The organism is Streptomyces sp. NPDC004647 (genome assembly GCF_040609575.1).
Classification (GTDB): domain Bacteria; phylum Actinomycetota; class Actinomycetes; order Streptomycetales; family Streptomycetaceae; genus Streptomyces.
On the sequence record NZ_JBEXKU010000042.1, the window covers coordinates 1 to 15,099 of the forward strand.

Consider the following 15,099-nt stretch of genomic DNA (forward strand, 5'->3'; position numbering starts at 1 on the left):
CGGACGGTCGTCGGCGCCGGACCCCGCCGCTGGGCCCGCGCCGCCGCGCTGATCAGCACCTCCGCCGCGCTCGCCCTGCTGCCCGCCGTACCCGCCCAGGCCGACGCCATACGGAGCCAGGAGTGGGCCCTCGACGCGATCAGGGTCGAGGACGCCTGGCGCCTGACCAAGGGCGAGGACGTCACCGTCGCCGTCCTCGACACCGGTGTCGACGACCAGCACCCCGACCTCGCGGGCCAAGTCCTCCCGGGGAAGGACCTGGTCGGCTTCGGGGCCGGCCGCGGTGACCGGCCCTGGGCGCGGCACGGCACCGCCATGGCCGGAATCATCGCGGGCGGGGGCCACGGCCCCGGCCGCCAGGACGGCGTCCTCGGTGTCGCCCCCGAGGCGAAGATCCTTCCGGTCCGGGTGATCCTCGAGGACGGCGATCCGGCCCGGAAGAAGGCCCGCGGGGTACGGGGCAGCGCGCTCGCCGAGGGCATCCGCTGGGCAACCGACCACGGCGCCGACGTGATCAACCTCTCGCTCGGTGACGACAGCAAGTCGGCCCATCCCGAGCCCCAGGAGGACTCCGCCGTCCAGTACGCGCTGAGCAAGGGCGCCGTCGTGGTCGCCTCCGCGGGCAACGGCGGTGAGGAGGGCGACCACATCTCCTACCCGGCCGCCTATCCCGGCGTGATCGCCGTGACCGCGGTCGACCGGAACGGCAACCGCGCGCCCTTCTCCACCCGCCGCTGGTATGCCACGGTCTGCGCACCCGGCGACGATGTCGTCATCGCCGACCCGGACCGCCGCTACTACGAGGGCTGGGGCACCAGCGCCGCCGCCGCCTTCGTCTCCGGCTCCGTCGCGCTCGTCCGCTCCGCGCACCCGGACCTCAGCCCCGTCCAGATCAAGAAGCTTCTCGTCGACACCGCGCGCAACAGACCCGAGGGCGGGCGCAGCGACGACCGCGGCGCCGGACTGGTCGACCCGGCGGCGGCGATCAAGGCGGGCGGGAAGCTGAAGGCCCGTCCGCAGCAGCCGGCTTCCGCACCGTACGAGCAGCGCTACTTCGGCGCCGGACCCGACGAGGACGGCGTCGCGGGCGCCGCGACGGGTGTGCTCGCGCCGATCGCGGGCGGCGTGGGCGCGGTCCTCGTGGTCGGCGCCGTCGGACTCTGGCAGGCAGGCCGCCGCAGGACGCCCGGACAGTTCCGCTGACCCGGGCCGATACCCTCCTTCCGTGGCGCTCAAGAACATCCCGGATTCCGGATTCTCCGACGACGACGGCAATGCCGACCCCCGGCTTGCGGCGGCGCTGGCCGCGTACGCCGAGGACCGTGCCGCGGAACCGCAGGTGCTGTCCGCCCTGCCCGCCGCCCGGCTGCTCGTGCCGGTGGTCGCCGTCCTCGGTGAGGTGGAGATGGGACCCGACGGGCTGCGGCGCGAGAAGACCAGCGACATGGCGGTGCCGACCCTGGAGGGCCCCGGCGGCCGCCGGGCGCTGCCCGCGTTCACCTCCACCGCGTCCCTGGCCCGCTGGGACCCCGAGGCCCGCCCGGTGGCCGTACCGCTGCACCGGGCGTTGCAGGCCGCCGCCCACGAACAGGCCGACACCGTCGTACTCGATCTCGCGGGACCGGTGCCGTACCAGCTGACCGGACCCGCGCTGCTCGCCCTCGCCGAGGGCCGGGACAGCGCCGACCCCTTGGCCGACCCGGCCGTAGCCGAGGCCGTACGGACCGTGCTGGCCGGTGAGCCCGGCGTGCTGCTGGCCCACCTCGCCCCGGGCGGCGGCGCCGACGGCACCCTGGCACTCGGCCTCGCGCCGGAGGCGCCGGCCCGTGAGGTGGCGCAGCGGGTCGCGGCCGCACTGGCCGGGGACGAGGTGCTGCGGGCCCGGCTCGTACGCGGCCTGGACCTGGCGCTGCTGCCCCCGGACACCGCGCTCCCCGGGGAACCGCTCTTCGTCCGACAGGCGTCTTGATCTGATTCGCCCCACAATGCAAGGAGACTTTGTGATCTTTGCTGAGGAGGCGAGATGGCCGAGACGACGACGCGCACGACCGGCAGGGCGCAGCCGATCGATACGCGCACGGTCGCGGCGGAATTCCTCGGAACCCTGCTGCTCGTGTTCTTCGCGGTCGGCTCGGCCGTCCTCGGCGCCGAGTACGTCGGTACCGTCGGCATCGCACTGGCCTTCGGCTTCGTCCTGCTCGCGCTTGCCTACGCGCTGGGCCCGGTGTCCGGCTGCCACCTCAACCCGGCGGTCACCCTCGGCTTCCTGCTCGTCCGCCGCATCACGCCCCGGAAGGCCCTGGAGTATGTGATCGCGCAGCTCGTCGGTGCCGTCGCCGGCGCCGCGCTGCTCTTCATGGTGGCCAAGCAGGTGCCGGGCCTCGAGACGACCGGAGCCTTCGGCACCAACGGCTACGGGTACCGGTCGGCGGTGGGAATCAACATCTTCGGCGCGTTCGTCACCGAGATCGTGCTGACCTTCCTGGTGGTCTACGTCTATCTGACGGTGACCCGCAATCTGGTGCTGGTCGGCCTCGCAGGGCTGCCGATCGGTCTGGCCCTGGCCGTCACCAACCTGGTCGGCATCCCGCTCACCGGCACGTCGGTGAACCCGGCGCGCAGCTTCGGCCCCGCGCTCTTCGCCGGCGCGGACGCGCTCGCGCAGATCTGGCTGTTCCTGATCGCACCCCTGGTCGGCGGGGCGCTCGCCGCGCTGGTGCACGGCTTCACGCACCCCGCCGAACCGGTCGGCGTCACCCGCGCGGCGACCGGGGCGCCCGAGCAGGACCCTCCGGGGCCGGACGTGCCCCCGCCGGACGCCAAGCCGGATCAGCCGTAGACCGGGTCAGCCGTATACCCGGGTCAGCTGTAGAGAGGCCCGGTGAACTTCTCGCCCGGCCCCTGGCCAGGCTCGTCCGGCACCACGGACGCCTCGCGGAAGGCCAGCTGGAGCGACTTCAGCCCGTCCCGCAGCGGCGAGGCGTGGTACGAGCCCACCTCGGTCGCGCTGGCGGTGACCAGTCCCGCCAGCGCGGTGATCAGCTTCCGCGCCTCGTCCAGGTCCTTGTGGTCCTTACCCTCCTCGGCGAGGCCCAGGTTGACCGCGGCCGCACTCATCAGGTGCACGGCGACCGTGGTGATCACCTCGACGGCGGGCACGTCCGCGATATCGCGGGTCATCGTGTCGAAGTCGGGCGCCTGCCCCTCTTTCTCGGGCTTCGGCTGCTCAGGGGGCGGGGTGGCGTCGCTCATGGCTCTGGCTTCACTTTCGGTGGGCGGTTGGCCTCAGCCTATGGCCCTCACCGGCTCGAGTGGGGGCCGCCCCCGGACGCTGGTATGCTTACTGATTGACCGGCCGGACATGCATGTGCCCGGCCCGCAAGTGGAGGCTCCGATCTCCCACCTGGCCGACCTCTGAGGTCGGCGGGTCACCGGTCAGGCAGGGCCCGTCGTTCCGTACGGACGACGTGGAGCTGCCCGATGCGCCCCGCGGTAAGACGCGGCGGTGTTCCGGTTCGTGAGGAGCCCCGCCTGTGTCCCGTCCGGGGCGTTTTTCACGTCCGGGTGCGGGGGTCGACAGACAGACGTACGCGGCTGTCCGCCAGACATTCGCGTGGTGCAACCGAGGAGGCCCCATCAGCGCCGAGCCCCGCATCAACGACCGGATCCGAGTCCCCGAGGTGCGACTCGTCGGTCCCAGTGGCGAGCAGGTCGGCATTGTGCCGCTTGCCAAGGCACTGGAGCTTGCGCAGGAGTACGACCTCGACCTCGTCGAGGTCGCGGCGAGCGCCCGCCCGCCCGTGTGCAAGCTCATGGACTACGGCAAGTTCAAGTACGAGTCGGCCATGAAGGCCCGTGAGGCGCGCAAGAACCAGGCGCACACGGTCATCAAGGAGATGAAGCTCCGGCCGAAGATCGACCCGCACGACTACGACACCAAGAAGGGTCACGTCGTCCGGTTCCTCAAGCAGGGCGACAAGGTCAAGATCACGATCATGTTCCGTGGGCGCGAGCAGTCCCGCCCCGAGCTGGGTTTCCGGCTGCTGCAGCGGCTGGCGGAGGACGTCCAGGACCTCGGTTTCGTGGAGTCCAACCCGAAGCAGGACGGTCGAAACATGATCATGGTTCTCGGTCCGCACAAGAAGAAGACCGAGGCAATGGCCGAAGCCCGCGAGGCGCAGGCCGCCCGTAAGGCGGAGCGCCAGGGGGTTGCTCACATGGACCAGTCCCCGGGCCACTCGGACTCGCTCGAGGAGCCTTCCGAGCACCCCGCCGAGGCGTGACACCGGGGCCGCAAGGCCCGCCCCGGGGCAGCTGCCCCGGACCCGACCCAGACAGCTGACGCTTTCGCATGCCGGTTTCACCGGTTGACCGAACCGGAAGCGCCACCGACGAGGAGAGACGGCGACATGCCGAAGAACAAGACGCACAGTGGTGCCAGCAAGCGCTTCAAGCTCACCGGCTCCGGCAAGGTGATGCGCCAGCGCGCCGGTCGCCGCCACCTTCTCGAGCACAAGCCGTCCACGCTGACGCGCCGCCTTGCCGGCAAGACCGAGATGGCCCCGGCCGACGCCAAGAAGATCAAGAAGCTTCTCGGCAAGTGATGTCACCGCCCCCGAATCTCAGGGGCGAACGTCGGGCACCGGGACCTATTCGATTCCGGGCCGCGTGAGTCACCCCGCGGCCCCGTACAAGGAGTTAACAAGTGGCACGCGTCAAGCGGGCAGTAAACGCCCACAAGAAGCGCAGGGCGATCCTCGAGCAGGCCAGTGGCTACCGTGGCCAGCGCTCCCGCCTGTACCGCAAGGCCAAGGAGCAGGTCACCCACTCCCTGGTCTACAACTACAACGACCGCAAGAAGCGCAAGGGCGACTTCCGGCAGCTGTGGATCCAGCGGATCAACGCCGCCGCCCGCGCCAACGGCATCACCTACAACCGCTTCATCCAGGGTCTGAAGGCTGCCAACGTCGAGGTCGACCGCAAGATCCTCGCCGAGCTCGCGGTCAACGACGCCAATGCCTTCGCCGCACTCGTCGAGGTGGCGCAGAAGGCGCTGCCGAGCGACGTGAACGCGCCGAAGGCCGCCTGACCGAGGCGCACCCCGAGCGTGAACGGACCCGCAGGCCCCGGCCTGCGGGTCCGCCGCTTTTTGCAGCCGCCCCTTCCCGTACGCCGCCCCGTCCGCAGTCCGCACGGCAGTCGAAGAAGTCCGAAACAGTTCCAAGGAGTGAGCCGCCGCCGATGGGCCCCGCCGAGCCGATCTCCCCGCGTTCCCCCCGCGTCGCCGCCGCCCGCCGGCTGGCCCGCCGCAACTTCCGCGTGAAGGAGCGCCGGTTCATCGCCGAGGGCCCGCAGGCCGTACGCGAGGCGGCCCTCCACCGCAGCGGCGGCGAGCCCACCCTGACCGAGCTCTTCGCGACCGCCGATGCCGCCGAGCGGTACGCGGACATCGTCGAGGCTGCCCACGCCGCCGGAGCGCGCGTCCACAGCGCCGCCGACGAGGTCGTCGCCGAGATCTCGCAGACCGTGACCCCGCAAGGGCTCGTCGGTGTCTGCCGGTTCCTGGACACGCCGTTCGAGGGGATTCTCGCGGCCCGCCCGAAGCTCGTCGCCGTCCTCGCCAACGTCCGCGACCCCGGCAACGCGGGGACCGTACTGCGCTGCGCCGATGCCGCCGGAGCCGACGCCGTGGTCCTCACCGACGCCTCCGTCGACCTCTACAACCCCAAGTCCGTACGGGCCTCGGTCGGCAGCCTCTTCCACCTCCCCGTCGCGGTGGGTGTGCCCGTCGAGCGGGCCGTACAGGGCTTCAGGGACGCCGGAGTACGGATCGTCGCCGCCGACGGCGCGGGCGAGCGCGACCTCGACACCGAACTCGACGAGGGCGTCCTCGGCGGCCCCACCGCCTGGATCTTCGGCAACGAGGCGTGGGGCCTGCCGGAGGAGACCCGGGCCCTCGCGGACGAGGTCGTACGCGTCCCCATTCACGGCAAGGCCGAGAGCCTCAATCTCGCTACCGCTGCCGCCGTGTGCCTCTATGCATCCGCTCGTGCGCAGCGTGCTTCCGGAGGGTGCCGCTCCGTCACCTCGAACTAGTAGGGTTGCGGCCCGGGGGGCCGTAAAGAGGGGGGTGTGGGGATATGGACGTCGGAACTTCGGCTCCGCGCACGGATGGTGCGAACGCACCCGGCTCCCTCGCCGCCTGGGACCCCGGCCTCATGCCACTCGGTCTGAGCCCCGACGACCTGCCTGACGGCCTCATCGTGGCCGACGAGACCGGCCGGGTCTTCTGCTTCAACGCCGCGGCGGCCCGGATCACCGCCCGCCGCCCCGAGGACGTGATCGGCCTGCCGGTGGATCGCGCGCTGCCGCTGGAGGACCTCGACGGCCGCCGCTGGTGGACCGTTACCGATCCGTACGGCGGCCTCGCCACCCGCATCGGGCAGCCCGAGCGCAATCTGCTGCTGCCCGGCGGCCGCGAGGTGCTGGTCTCCGCGCGCTATGTACGCAGCCGGCCCACCGGGCCGGTGCACCGGCTGGTGGTCTCGCTGCGCGGCACCGAGGCGCGCCGCCGCACCGAACGCAGCCACGCCGAGCTGATCGCCACCGTCGCCCATGAGCTGCGCTCCCCCCTCACGTCGGTGAAAGGGTTCACCGCGACACTGCTCGCCAAGTGGGAGCGGTTCACCGAGGACCAGAAGAAGCTGATGCTGGAGACCGTGGACGCCGACGCCAACCGGGTCACCAGGCTGATCGCCGAGTTGCTCGACATCTCCCGGATCGACTCCGGCCGGCTGGAGATCCGCCGCCAGCCGGTGGACATGCCGACCGCGGTGCACCGGCATGTACAGGGGCACATCGGAGCAGGTCAGGACCCCGATCGTTTCCGGATCGCCCTGGTGCGGCCGCTGCCCGACCTGTGGGCCGACCCGGACAAGGTCGACCAGGTGCTGGCCAATCTGCTGGAAAACGCGGTGCGCCACGGCGAAGGAAGGGTCACCATTGAGGTGGCACCCGCCCCCACCCGTACCGCAGAAGGAACGGCAGTCACCGTGAGCGACGAAGGCCCCGGCATCCCCGAGGAGTCGATGAGCCGCGTCTTCACCCGCTTCTGGCGGGGCAGCAAGCGCGGCGGCACCGGGCTGGGCCTGTACATCGTGAAGGGCATCGTGGAGGCACACGGCGGCACGATCGAGGTCGGCCGGGCCTCCGGCGGCGGCGCCCAGTTCCGATTTACGTTGCCCGTGGGCACGCCGGCCTTCATGACCTGAGCGTCCCCCGGGCTCCTCCGCCCCCCACCTCCGGTGGGAGCACCCCCGCCTCGCGCCCCGTAGACTCGACCTTTGGCACCCCGGGCAGCCTCGGCAGCCCTGCCACCGAGCGTGGGCAGCGCCACCCAGCCAATCGGAAACACGGGAAGAGATGTCGGCACCCAATAAGTCGTACGACCCTGTTGAGGTCGAGGCACTGAAACCGGAACAGATCGCCCGCATGCGCGACGAGGCGCTCGCCGCCATCGCCGCGGCCGGCGACCTCGAGGCTCTGCGCGAGGCCAAGGTCGCCCACGCCGGCGACCGCTCGCCACTGGCGCTGGCCAACCGAGAGATCGGCGCGCTCCCGCCACACGCCAAGGCCGACGCGGGCAAGCGGGTGGGAGGCGCCCGCGGTGAGGTCAATCGTGCCCTCAAGGCCCGTCAGGAGGAGCTGGAGGCCGACCGCGACAACCGCGTACTGGTCGAGGAGGCAGTGGACGTCACGCTGCCGTACGACCGCACCCCGGCCGGCGCCCGGCACCCGCTGACCACGCTCTCCGAGCGCATCGAGGATGTCTTCGTGGCCATGGGCTACGAGGTCGCCGAGGGCCCCGAGGCCGAGGCCGAGTGGTTCAACTTCGACGCGCTGAACTTCCCGCCGGACCACCCGGCCCGCGCCATGCAGGACACCTTCTTCGTCCAGGGCCCCAAGGGCGCGGACGAGGACTCCGGTGTCGTGCTGCGCACCCACACCTCGCCGGTGCAGGTCCGCAGCATGCTCGACCGCGAGCCGCCCATCTACGTGATCTGCCCCGGGCGGGTCTTCCGGACGGACGAGCTGGACGCCACCCACACCCCGGTGTTCCACCAGGTCGAGCTGCTCGCCATCGACGAGGGCCTGACCATGGCCGATCTCAAGGGCACGCTGGACCACATGGTGCAGGCCCTGTTCGGGGAGGGCATGAGCACCCGGCTCCGCCCGAACTTCTTCCCCTTCACCGAGCCGTCCGCCGAGATGGACATGCAGTGCTACGTGTGCCGCGGCGAGTCGGTCGGCAACCCGGACCGTCCCTGCCGCACCTGCGGCAGCGAGGGCTGGATCGAGCTCGGCGGCTGCGGCATGGTCAATCCGCGGGTGCTGATCTCCGCGGGCATCGACCCGGAGAAGTACAGCGGATTCGCCTTCGGGTTCGGCATCGAGCGGATGCTGATGTTCCGCCACAACGTCGAGGACATGCGAGACATGGTCGAGGGTGACGTGCGTTTCACCCGGCCTTTCGGGATGGAGATCTGATGCGGGTCCCGCTTTCCTGGCTGCGGGAGTACGTCGACCTGCCGGCCGGTGAGACCGGTCGTGACGTACAGGCCAAGCTCGTCGCCGCAGGGCTCGAGGTCGAGCGGGTCGAGCACCTCGGCACCGGCCTCAAGGGCCCCTTGGTGGTCGGCAAGGTGCTGGCCATCGAGGAACTGACGGAATACAAGAAGCCGATCCGCTACTGCCAGGTGGACGTCGGCGACGCTGGGGGAGGGACCGAGGAGCCGCAGAACATCGTCTGCGGCGCCCGGAACTTCCGCGTCGGCGACAAGGTCGTCGTCGTCCTCCCCGGCGCCGTACTGCCCGGTGGCTTCCGGATCTCCGCGCGCAAGACGTACGGCAAGACCTCCGAGGGCATGATCTGCTCGGTGAGCGAGCTGGGCATGTCGGACGAGCACGACGGCATCATCGTGCTCCCGCCCGAGCACGAGGTGGGCAGCGACGCCATCGAGCTGCTGGAGCTCGTCGACGACGTCCTCGACATCGCCGTCACCCCGGACCGCGGCTACTGCCTGTCGATGCGGGGCGTCGCCCGCGAGACCGCCACCGCGTACGGCCTGCCGCTGCGCGACCCGGCGCTGCTCGACGTGCCCGCGCCCAACTCGTACGGCTATCTGGTCAAGGTCGCCGACCCGGTGGGCTGCGACCGTTTCACCGCCCGTACGGTCACCGGTCTCGACCCCGAGGCGCGCTCCCCGATCTGGCTGCAGCGGCGGCTGGAGAAGGCCGGAATGCGCCCGATCTCGCTCACCGTCGACATCACCAACTACGTGATGCTCGAACTCGGCCAGCCGCTGCACGCCTACGACCGGTCGCGGTTGGACGGGCCGATCGGGGTACGACGCGCCACGCCGGGGGAGAGGTTCACCACCCTCGACGGCACCAAGCGGGTCCTCGACTCCGAGGACCTGGTGATCACCGACAGCTCCGGCCCCATCGGGCTCGCGGGCGTCATGGGCGGTGCCGACACCGAGATCGCCGACCCGGTCACCCACCCGGAGACCGGCGAGGTGCAGGGCACCACCGACGTCATCATCGAAGCCGCGCACTTCGACCCGGTCGCCATCGCCCGCACCTCCCGCCGCCACAAGCTGTCCTCCGAGGCGTCCAAGCGCTTCGAGCGCGGAGCCGACCCGCAGGCCGCGTCGGCGGCGGCGCAGCGGACCGTCGACCTGCTGGTCCTGCTCGCCGGGGGCACGGCCGAAGCCGGCGTAACCGAGGTCGTCACGCCCAGCGGCCCACGCACCATCAGCATTCCGGCGGACCACCCCGACCGGGTCGCGGGTGTGGAGTACGGCCGCGAGACCGTCGTCCGCCGCCTCCAGCAGGTCGGCTGCGATGTCTACGGGCAGGACGAGCTGATCGTCACCGCCCCCAGCTGGCGGCCCGACCTCCGCGACCCCAACGACCTCGCCGAGGAGGTCATCCGGCTCGAGGGCTACGAGAACCTGCCGTCGACCCTGCCGAAGCCGCCCTCAGGCCGCGGCCTGACCGGCCGGCAGCGACTGCACCGCCGGGTCGGCCGCGCACTCGCGGGTGCGGGCTGTGTGGAGGCGCTGAACTACCCGTTCATCAACGAGTCGGTCTTCGACGACCTGGGCCTCGCCGCCGAGGACCCCTCCCGCCGCGTGGTGAAGCTGGTCAACCCGCTCTCCGACGAGGAGCCTGCGCTGCGCACCGCGCTGCTGCCGGGCCTGCTCGGCGCGCTGCGGCGCAACGACGGGCGCGGCTCGCACGACCTCGCGCTCTTCGAGACCGGCCTGGTCTTCCGGGCGAGTGAGGAACCGCGCAGCGCCGCCATCCTGCCTGTCGACCGGCGCCCCACGGACGAGGAGATCGCCGAGCTGAACGCGGCGCTGCCCGAGCAGCCCCGGCATGCCGCCGTGGTCCTCGCCGGGGCGCGCGAGCAGTCCGGCTGGTGGGGCAGGGGCCGCCCGGCCGAATGGGCGGACGCCGTCGAGGCGGCCCGTACGATCGCGCGCGAAGCGGGAGTCCAACTCCTGGTCCGCCAGGGCCAGTACGGGCCGTGGCACCCGGGCCGCTGCGCGGCACTGTCCGTGCTGAGCGACGGAGCGGAGCAGATCGTCGGCTTCGCGGGGGAGCTGCACCCGCGGGTGGTCAAGACGCTGGGACTCCCGGAGCGCACCTGCGCGATGGAGCTGGACCTCGACCGCCTTGAGCGGGCGGGCAGCGACACCGTCCAGGCTCCCCATGTCTCCGCCTTCCCCGTCGCCACCCAGGACGTCGCGCTGGTCGTGGACAACAGCGTTCCGGCGGCCGATGTGGAGGCCGCGCTGCGTGATGGCGCGGGCCAACTGCTGGAGTCACTGCGGCTGTTCGACGTCTTCACCGGCGAGCAGATCGGCGAGGGCAAGAAGTCACTGGCGTACGCGCTGCGCTTCCGCGCCTCGGACCGGACGCTGACCGTGGAGGAGGCGTCCACGGCCCGCGACGCCGCCGTCACGGCCGCCGCCGAGCGCACCGGAGCCGTGCTCCGCGGGGCGTAGCAGCCTGCGTCACGCGGCAACGATTCGATGGGGTGCACCCGGTCCGCCGGGGGCACCCCATCGTGCTGCCATGACCCTGTCCGGCGCGCCGGGCCCGGTGAGCCGCACCCGGACCGGGACCACGGGCACCAGCGCCGCGGCGGAGGCGGCCCGCCGGCGGGGTAGTGCCGGTTCCGTCGGCCACTCCATCTGCATGGCGCACTACATGCCATTGCAGTTATATATCTGAAGGCGTATGTTCGAGAGGTGGCCATACCTTTCGATGTGCTTGCCGAGCCGGCCCGGAGGCGGATCCTGGATCTGCTCCTGGAGCGCCCCCGCCTGGTCGGTGAACTCACCGACCACCTCGGACTGACCCAGCCGGGCACCTCCAAGCATCTACGGGTGCTGCGCGAGGCCGGGCTCGTGAAGGTCCGCAGGGACGCCCAGCGCCGGTGGTACGAGCTGCGGCCCGAGCCCCTGGCGGAGGTCGACGCCTGGCTCGCCCCCTACCGGCGCCTGTGGGAGGAGCGGCTCGACGTACTCGAACGACACCTCGATTCGATGCCGGACGCACCGCCGGACATCGACCGGAAGGATCAGTCATGAAGGAAACGCTGACCACGGTGGAAGGCCGCCCCGTCCTGAGAATCGAGCGGAGGCTCTCGCACCCGCCCGAGAAGGTCTGGCGAGCCATCACCGAGCCCGAACACCTCAGCCGGTGGTACCCGTTCACGGCCACCGAGCTCGATCTGTGCCTTGGCGGGAGGATCCGCTTCGACGACGGGCGGGGCACGGCCATGGACGCGGTCGTCACCGAGCTCGACCCGCCCCGGCTCTTCGCCTTCAGCACCAACGCCCCGGCGGAGATGAGCCGGGAGAGCGCGGACCTGGTGCGCTTCGAGCTGAGCCCCGAGGGCGCGGGCTGTCTGCTGGTCTTCACCCAGGTCTTCGACGACCGTTACGCCGCCGCCAGTTACGCGAGCGGCTGGCAGGTCTGCCTCGACGCGATGGAGGCGGTGGTCGACGGCCGGCCGGTCGAGCCCGGCTACCCCGTGGCGGAGCTGCACGACGCGTACTTCGAGAAGTTCGGCCTGGACAGCGGGACCGTCTCGGAGACCGCCGACGGCTGGCTCGTCCGTTTCGAGCGGCAGCTCACCCAGCCGGCCGAGAAGGTGTGGACGCTGCTCACCGGTGAGGAGTCCGCGGGGCCCGAGGTCGGCGGCCCGGTGCCGCAGTCGTTCACCAGCGCCAAGGTGCCCGCCGGAGCGGTCACTTCGGTCAAGGCGCCGGCGCTGCTGGAGTACGAGTGGCGGACCGGCGGACACACGGGCGGCCGGGTCCGCTGGGAACTCTCCAGCGGTACGGGGCACGGCGCCCGCCTCGTCCTCACCCAGACCGGTCCGGGCGGCCATCGGGCCGACCGCTCGACCGCTCTGGCGGCCTGGCGGAAACGGATCGCCCGGCTCGCCGAGGACCTGCGCGGACTGCCCCGCTGAACGCTGAACCGGGCTGATCCCGTGGCGGCCGCGCGGCGGGCAGCCCCGGGCCGGCCGCCCGCCCCCGACCCACTGTGTCCTGCCCCGAGCGGTGGGGCAGCGCCGGCCGGAGGGCGCCGCGGCCCGCGATGCGATGTCAGCCGATCACCTCGGCGCAGGCCGTGCGGAGTCGGCGTACGCCCTCCGCGATCTCCCCCGTACCGGCCACGCCCGCGAAGCTCAGCCGCAGGTAAGGGGCAGGCGGTTCGGCCGCGGAGTACGGTCTGCCGGGCGCGACCGCCACGCCCGCTCGGAGGGCGGCGCCGACCACCGCGTCCTCCTCCGCGCCGTCGGGCAGCCGCAGCCACAGGTGGTAGCCGCCCGAGGGGACATGGCCGAGGCGGAGGTCCGGGAGCTCCCGGCGTACGGCCGTGGCCATCGCCTCGCGTCGGGTGCGCAGCTCCGCGGCGACAGCGCGCAGATGGCGGCCCCACACCGGTGCCCCGACGAGCTCCAGGGCGGCCTCCTGGAGCGGTCGCGGGACGAAGAAACTGTCGACGACCTGGATGGCCCGCAGTCTGGACTGCACCGGACCGCGGGCGGCGAGTGCGCCGACCCGCAGGCTGGGGGAGGTGACCTTGGTGAGCGAACGGACATGGACGACGACACCGTCGGGGTCCTCCGCCGCGAGCGGTGGCGGCAGCGTCCCGGCGTCCTCGTGGACGAGATGGCGGGCGAAGTCGTCCTCCACCACGAACGCCCCCGCCTCGCGCGCGGCCCGCAGCACCCCGCTGCGCCGCTGCGGCGACAGAAAGGCGCCGGTCGGATTCTGGAACAGCGGCTGGCAGACGAACACCCGGGCCCCCGTGGCGCGGAAGGCGGCGGCCAGCAGTTCGGTCCGTACGCCCTCGGCGTCCACCGGGACCGGCACCGGACGCAGCCCGGACGCCCTCGCGACCGCGAGCATCCCCGGGTAGGTGGGTGACTCGACGAGGACGGCGGCCCCGGGCGGGGCGAGCGCGCGCAGCGCTGTGGTGAGGGCGCTCTGGCCGCCCGCGGTCACCAGGACGTCCGAGGCGCCGATCGGGCCGCCCGGCCCGCCGATCTCCCGGGCGAACCACGCGCGCAGCTCGGCCAGCCCCTCCATCGGCGGACGGCCCCAGGCGCCCGGCCGGCGTCCCGCCCTGGCGAGGGCGGCGGCCAGGGCACGTTCCGGCTGGAGGGCGGGATGCAGATAGCCGCCGTTGAACTCGATGACGCCGGGCGGGGGAGCGGCGAGGGTGGCGAGCACTCCCGAGGCGTCGACGCTACGCGGCACCGGTTCGCCGGAAGCCGCCGCCGATTCGGCGCTGAGGGAGAGCTCCTGCCAGGACGTATCGCCCGGCTCTGGAGCCTTGGGGCGCGGCTGCGCCCGGAAGGCCCCGGCACCGGGGCGGGTGACGACCAGCCCCTCGGCGGCCAGGACGGCCAGCGCCCGGGTGACCGTCACCGGGCTCACCCGATAGCGGTCCACCAGTGCACGGCTCGACGGCAGCTTCTCGCCGGACGAGTAGCGGTCGACCTCTTTCCGCAGGAGATCGGCCAGCTCGGCAACACTGCTACGCTCCTGCATGACAGTACAAGATAGCGCTACTGCTCCGTTCGCGATAGCGGCGAGGAGCGGAACCCTCCTCGCCGCCCTGGGCGTCGGAGCCTTCTCCCTCACCTTCCCGGCGACGGCCTGGGCCCTGGAGGGCCTCGGCCCCTGGACCGTGACGACCGTGCGCATGGTCCTCGCCGCCCTCATCGCGGGCAGCTGCCTCCTGGCGCTGCGCGTACCGCTCCCCGAGCGCTGCCACCTCCCCGGCCTGCTCGTCGTGGCGGCCGGCGTCGTCATCGGCTTCCCCCTCCTCACCACCCTCGCGCTGACCTCGTCCTCGACCTCCCACGCCGCGGTGGTCGTGGGCCTGCTGCCGCTCACCACCGCCGCGTTCTCCGCCGTACGCACCGGGGCCCGGCCCTCCCGCACCTTCTGGCTGGCCGCGCTCGCAGGAGCGGCCGCCGTCCTCGCCTTCGCCCTCCTGCAGAGCGGCGGCGCACCGACCGCCGGTGACCTCTACCTCTTCGCCGCACTGCTGGTGTGCGCCGCGGGCTATACGGAGGGCGGGCGGCTCGCCCGCCATCTGCCGGGCTGGCAGGTCATCGGCTGGGCGCTGATCGTCTGCCTGCCGCTGGCCGTGCCCGCCGCGGCTCTCGCGCTGATCGCGGAGCCCGTACGGCTCACCCCGCACGCCGTCATCGGACTGCTCTGGGTGGCCGCGGGCTCCCAGTTCCTCGGCCTGCTGCTCTGGTACCGCGGGATGGCCGCGATCGGCGTCACCCGCGCCAGTCAGCTCCAGCTCGCCCAGCCTCTGCTGACCCTGGTCTGGTCCGTGTCGCTGCTGGGCGAACACCTCACCGCCGCCGCCCCGCTCACTGCTCTCGCCGTACTCGTGTGCGTCGTGGTCACCCAGCGCGCGCAGACCTGACCGGATGCACGCAAGGGTGCACGAATCGGCTTCGGTCATAGACTTACGACCACGGAGCGC

Annotated in this window: 15 protein-coding genes; 13 read left to right on the top strand and 2 right to left on the bottom strand. The window is 72.2% G+C overall.

The window, feature by feature from the left end:
• The first annotated feature begins 48 nt into the window (after window positions 1–48).
• The 3 genes from mycP to ABZW18_RS19620 all read left to right on the top strand — a co-directional run bounded on the left by mycP (window position 49) and on the right by ABZW18_RS19620 (window position 2,839).
• Window positions 49–1,203, top strand: coding sequence for a type VII secretion-associated serine protease mycosin (gene mycP / locus ABZW18_RS19610; RefSeq protein ID WP_356189085.1), 1,155 nt, complete (start codon window positions 49–51; stop codon window positions 1,201–1,203).
• Between the two features lie 22 nt (window positions 1,204–1,225).
• Window positions 1,226–1,969, top strand: a complete 744-nt coding sequence (locus ABZW18_RS19615) for an SseB family protein (protein ID WP_356188984.1) — start codon at window positions 1,226–1,228, stop codon at window positions 1,967–1,969.
• A gap of 96 nt (window positions 1,970–2,065) precedes the next feature.
• The gene (locus tag ABZW18_RS19620; protein WP_356189087.1) at window positions 2,066–2,839 is read left to right on the top strand and encodes an MIP family channel protein; all 774 of its coding nucleotides are present in this window, start codon (window positions 2,066–2,068) and stop codon (window positions 2,837–2,839) included.
• A gap of 23 nt (window positions 2,840–2,862) precedes the next feature.
• Here ABZW18_RS19620 and ABZW18_RS19625 read toward each other — a convergent pair whose 3' ends face one another.
• Complete coding sequence (locus ABZW18_RS19625; protein WP_356188986.1) at window positions 2,863–3,252, bottom strand: DUF1844 domain-containing protein; 390 nt, start codon at window positions 3,250–3,252, stop codon at window positions 2,863–2,865.
• A gap of 383 nt (window positions 3,253–3,635) precedes the next feature.
• On the opposite strand from ABZW18_RS19625, the gene infC reads away from it, so the two are divergent.
• The 9 genes from infC to ABZW18_RS19670 all read left to right on the top strand — a co-directional run bounded on the left by infC (window position 3,636) and on the right by ABZW18_RS19670 (window position 12,553).
• A complete protein-coding gene (gene infC, locus ABZW18_RS19630; RefSeq protein ID WP_356189089.1) occupies window positions 3,636–4,283 on the top strand; it encodes a translation initiation factor IF-3 in 648 nt (215 codons plus the stop codon).
• A 126-nt stretch (window positions 4,284–4,409) separates the two neighbouring features.
• Window positions 4,410–4,604 carry a 50S ribosomal protein L35 gene (rpmI, locus tag ABZW18_RS19635; protein WP_014175142.1) on the top strand — a complete coding sequence of 65 codons (195 nt, stop codon included), beginning with the start codon at window positions 4,410–4,412 and terminating at the stop codon, window positions 4,602–4,604.
• Window positions 4,605–4,705: 101 nt separating this feature from the next.
• A complete protein-coding gene (gene rplT / locus ABZW18_RS19640; RefSeq protein ID WP_006141703.1) occupies window positions 4,706–5,089 on the top strand; it encodes a 50S ribosomal protein L20 in 384 nt (127 codons plus the stop codon).
• Between the two features lie 152 nt (window positions 5,090–5,241).
• Window positions 5,242–6,096 (top strand): RNA methyltransferase, encoded by an 855-nt coding sequence (locus tag ABZW18_RS19645; protein WP_356188988.1) that lies wholly within the window; start codon window positions 5,242–5,244, stop codon window positions 6,094–6,096.
• A 44-nt stretch (window positions 6,097–6,140) separates the two neighbouring features.
• The gene (locus ABZW18_RS19650) at window positions 6,141–7,271 is read left to right on the top strand and encodes an ATP-binding protein (RefSeq protein WP_356188990.1); all 1,131 of its coding nucleotides are present in this window, start codon (window positions 6,141–6,143) and stop codon (window positions 7,269–7,271) included.
• A 151-nt stretch (window positions 7,272–7,422) separates the two neighbouring features.
• On the top strand, window positions 7,423–8,547 hold the full coding sequence (pheS, locus tag ABZW18_RS19655) for a phenylalanine--tRNA ligase subunit alpha (RefSeq protein ID WP_356188992.1): 1,125 nt from the start codon (window positions 7,423–7,425) through the stop codon (window positions 8,545–8,547).
• Window positions 8,547–11,075 carry a phenylalanine--tRNA ligase subunit beta gene (gene pheT, locus ABZW18_RS19660; protein WP_356188994.1) on the top strand — a complete coding sequence of 843 codons (2,529 nt, stop codon included), beginning with the start codon at window positions 8,547–8,549 and terminating at the stop codon, window positions 11,073–11,075. The genes pheS and pheT overlap by 1 nt, the downstream gene beginning before the upstream one ends.
• A gap of 246 nt (window positions 11,076–11,321) precedes the next feature.
• Entirely contained in the window at window positions 11,322–11,663 is a 342-nt protein-coding gene (locus tag ABZW18_RS19665) for a metalloregulator ArsR/SmtB family transcription factor (RefSeq protein ID WP_356188996.1), read from the top strand.
• Window positions 11,660–12,553 (top strand): SRPBCC family protein, encoded by an 894-nt coding sequence (locus ABZW18_RS19670; protein ID WP_356188998.1) that lies wholly within the window; start codon window positions 11,660–11,662, stop codon window positions 12,551–12,553. Before ABZW18_RS19665 ends, ABZW18_RS19670 begins: the two co-directional genes overlap by 4 nt.
• 136 nt (window positions 12,554–12,689) lie before the next feature.
• Here ABZW18_RS19670 and ABZW18_RS19675 read toward each other — a convergent pair whose 3' ends face one another.
• A complete protein-coding gene (locus tag ABZW18_RS19675; RefSeq protein ID WP_356188999.1) occupies window positions 12,690–14,144 on the bottom strand; it encodes a PLP-dependent aminotransferase family protein in 1,455 nt (484 codons plus the stop codon).
• Between ABZW18_RS19675 and ABZW18_RS19680 the strand changes: the two genes are divergently transcribed.
• Window positions 14,143–15,039 (top strand): DMT family transporter, encoded by an 897-nt coding sequence (locus ABZW18_RS19680; protein WP_356189001.1) that lies wholly within the window; start codon window positions 14,143–14,145, stop codon window positions 15,037–15,039. The genes ABZW18_RS19675 and ABZW18_RS19680 overlap by 2 nt on opposite strands.
• Window positions 15,040–15,099: the final 60 nt, after the last annotated feature.

Excerpts from the sequence above, each read along its gene's own strand:
- ABZW18_RS19645 (WP_356188988.1), top strand. The coding sequence starts at position 5,242 with ATGGGCCCCGCCGAGCCGATCTCCCCGCGTTCCCCCCGCGTCGCCGCC.
- pheT (WP_356188994.1), top strand. The coding sequence starts at position 8,547 with ATGCGGGTCCCGCTTTCCTGGCTGCGGGAGTACGTCGACCTGCCGGCC.
- ABZW18_RS19675 (WP_356188999.1), bottom strand. The coding sequence starts at position 14,144 with ATGCAGGAGCGTAGCAGTGTTGCCGAGCTGGCCGATCTCCTGCGGAAA.
- rpmI (WP_014175142.1), top strand. The coding sequence starts at position 4,410 with ATGCCGAAGAACAAGACGCACAGTGGTGCCAGCAAGCGCTTCAAGCTC.
- ABZW18_RS19680 (WP_356189001.1), top strand. The coding sequence starts at position 14,143 with ATGACAGTACAAGATAGCGCTACTGCTCCGTTCGCGATAGCGGCGAGG.
- ABZW18_RS19625 (WP_356188986.1), bottom strand. The coding sequence starts at position 3,252 with ATGAGCGACGCCACCCCGCCCCCTGAGCAGCCGAAGCCCGAGAAAGAG.
- ABZW18_RS19650 (WP_356188990.1), top strand. The coding sequence starts at position 6,141 with ATGGACGTCGGAACTTCGGCTCCGCGCACGGATGGTGCGAACGCACCC.
- ABZW18_RS19670 (WP_356188998.1), top strand. The coding sequence starts at position 11,660 with ATGAAGGAAACGCTGACCACGGTGGAAGGCCGCCCCGTCCTGAGAATC.
- pheS (WP_356188992.1), top strand. The coding sequence starts at position 7,423 with ATGTCGGCACCCAATAAGTCGTACGACCCTGTTGAGGTCGAGGCACTG.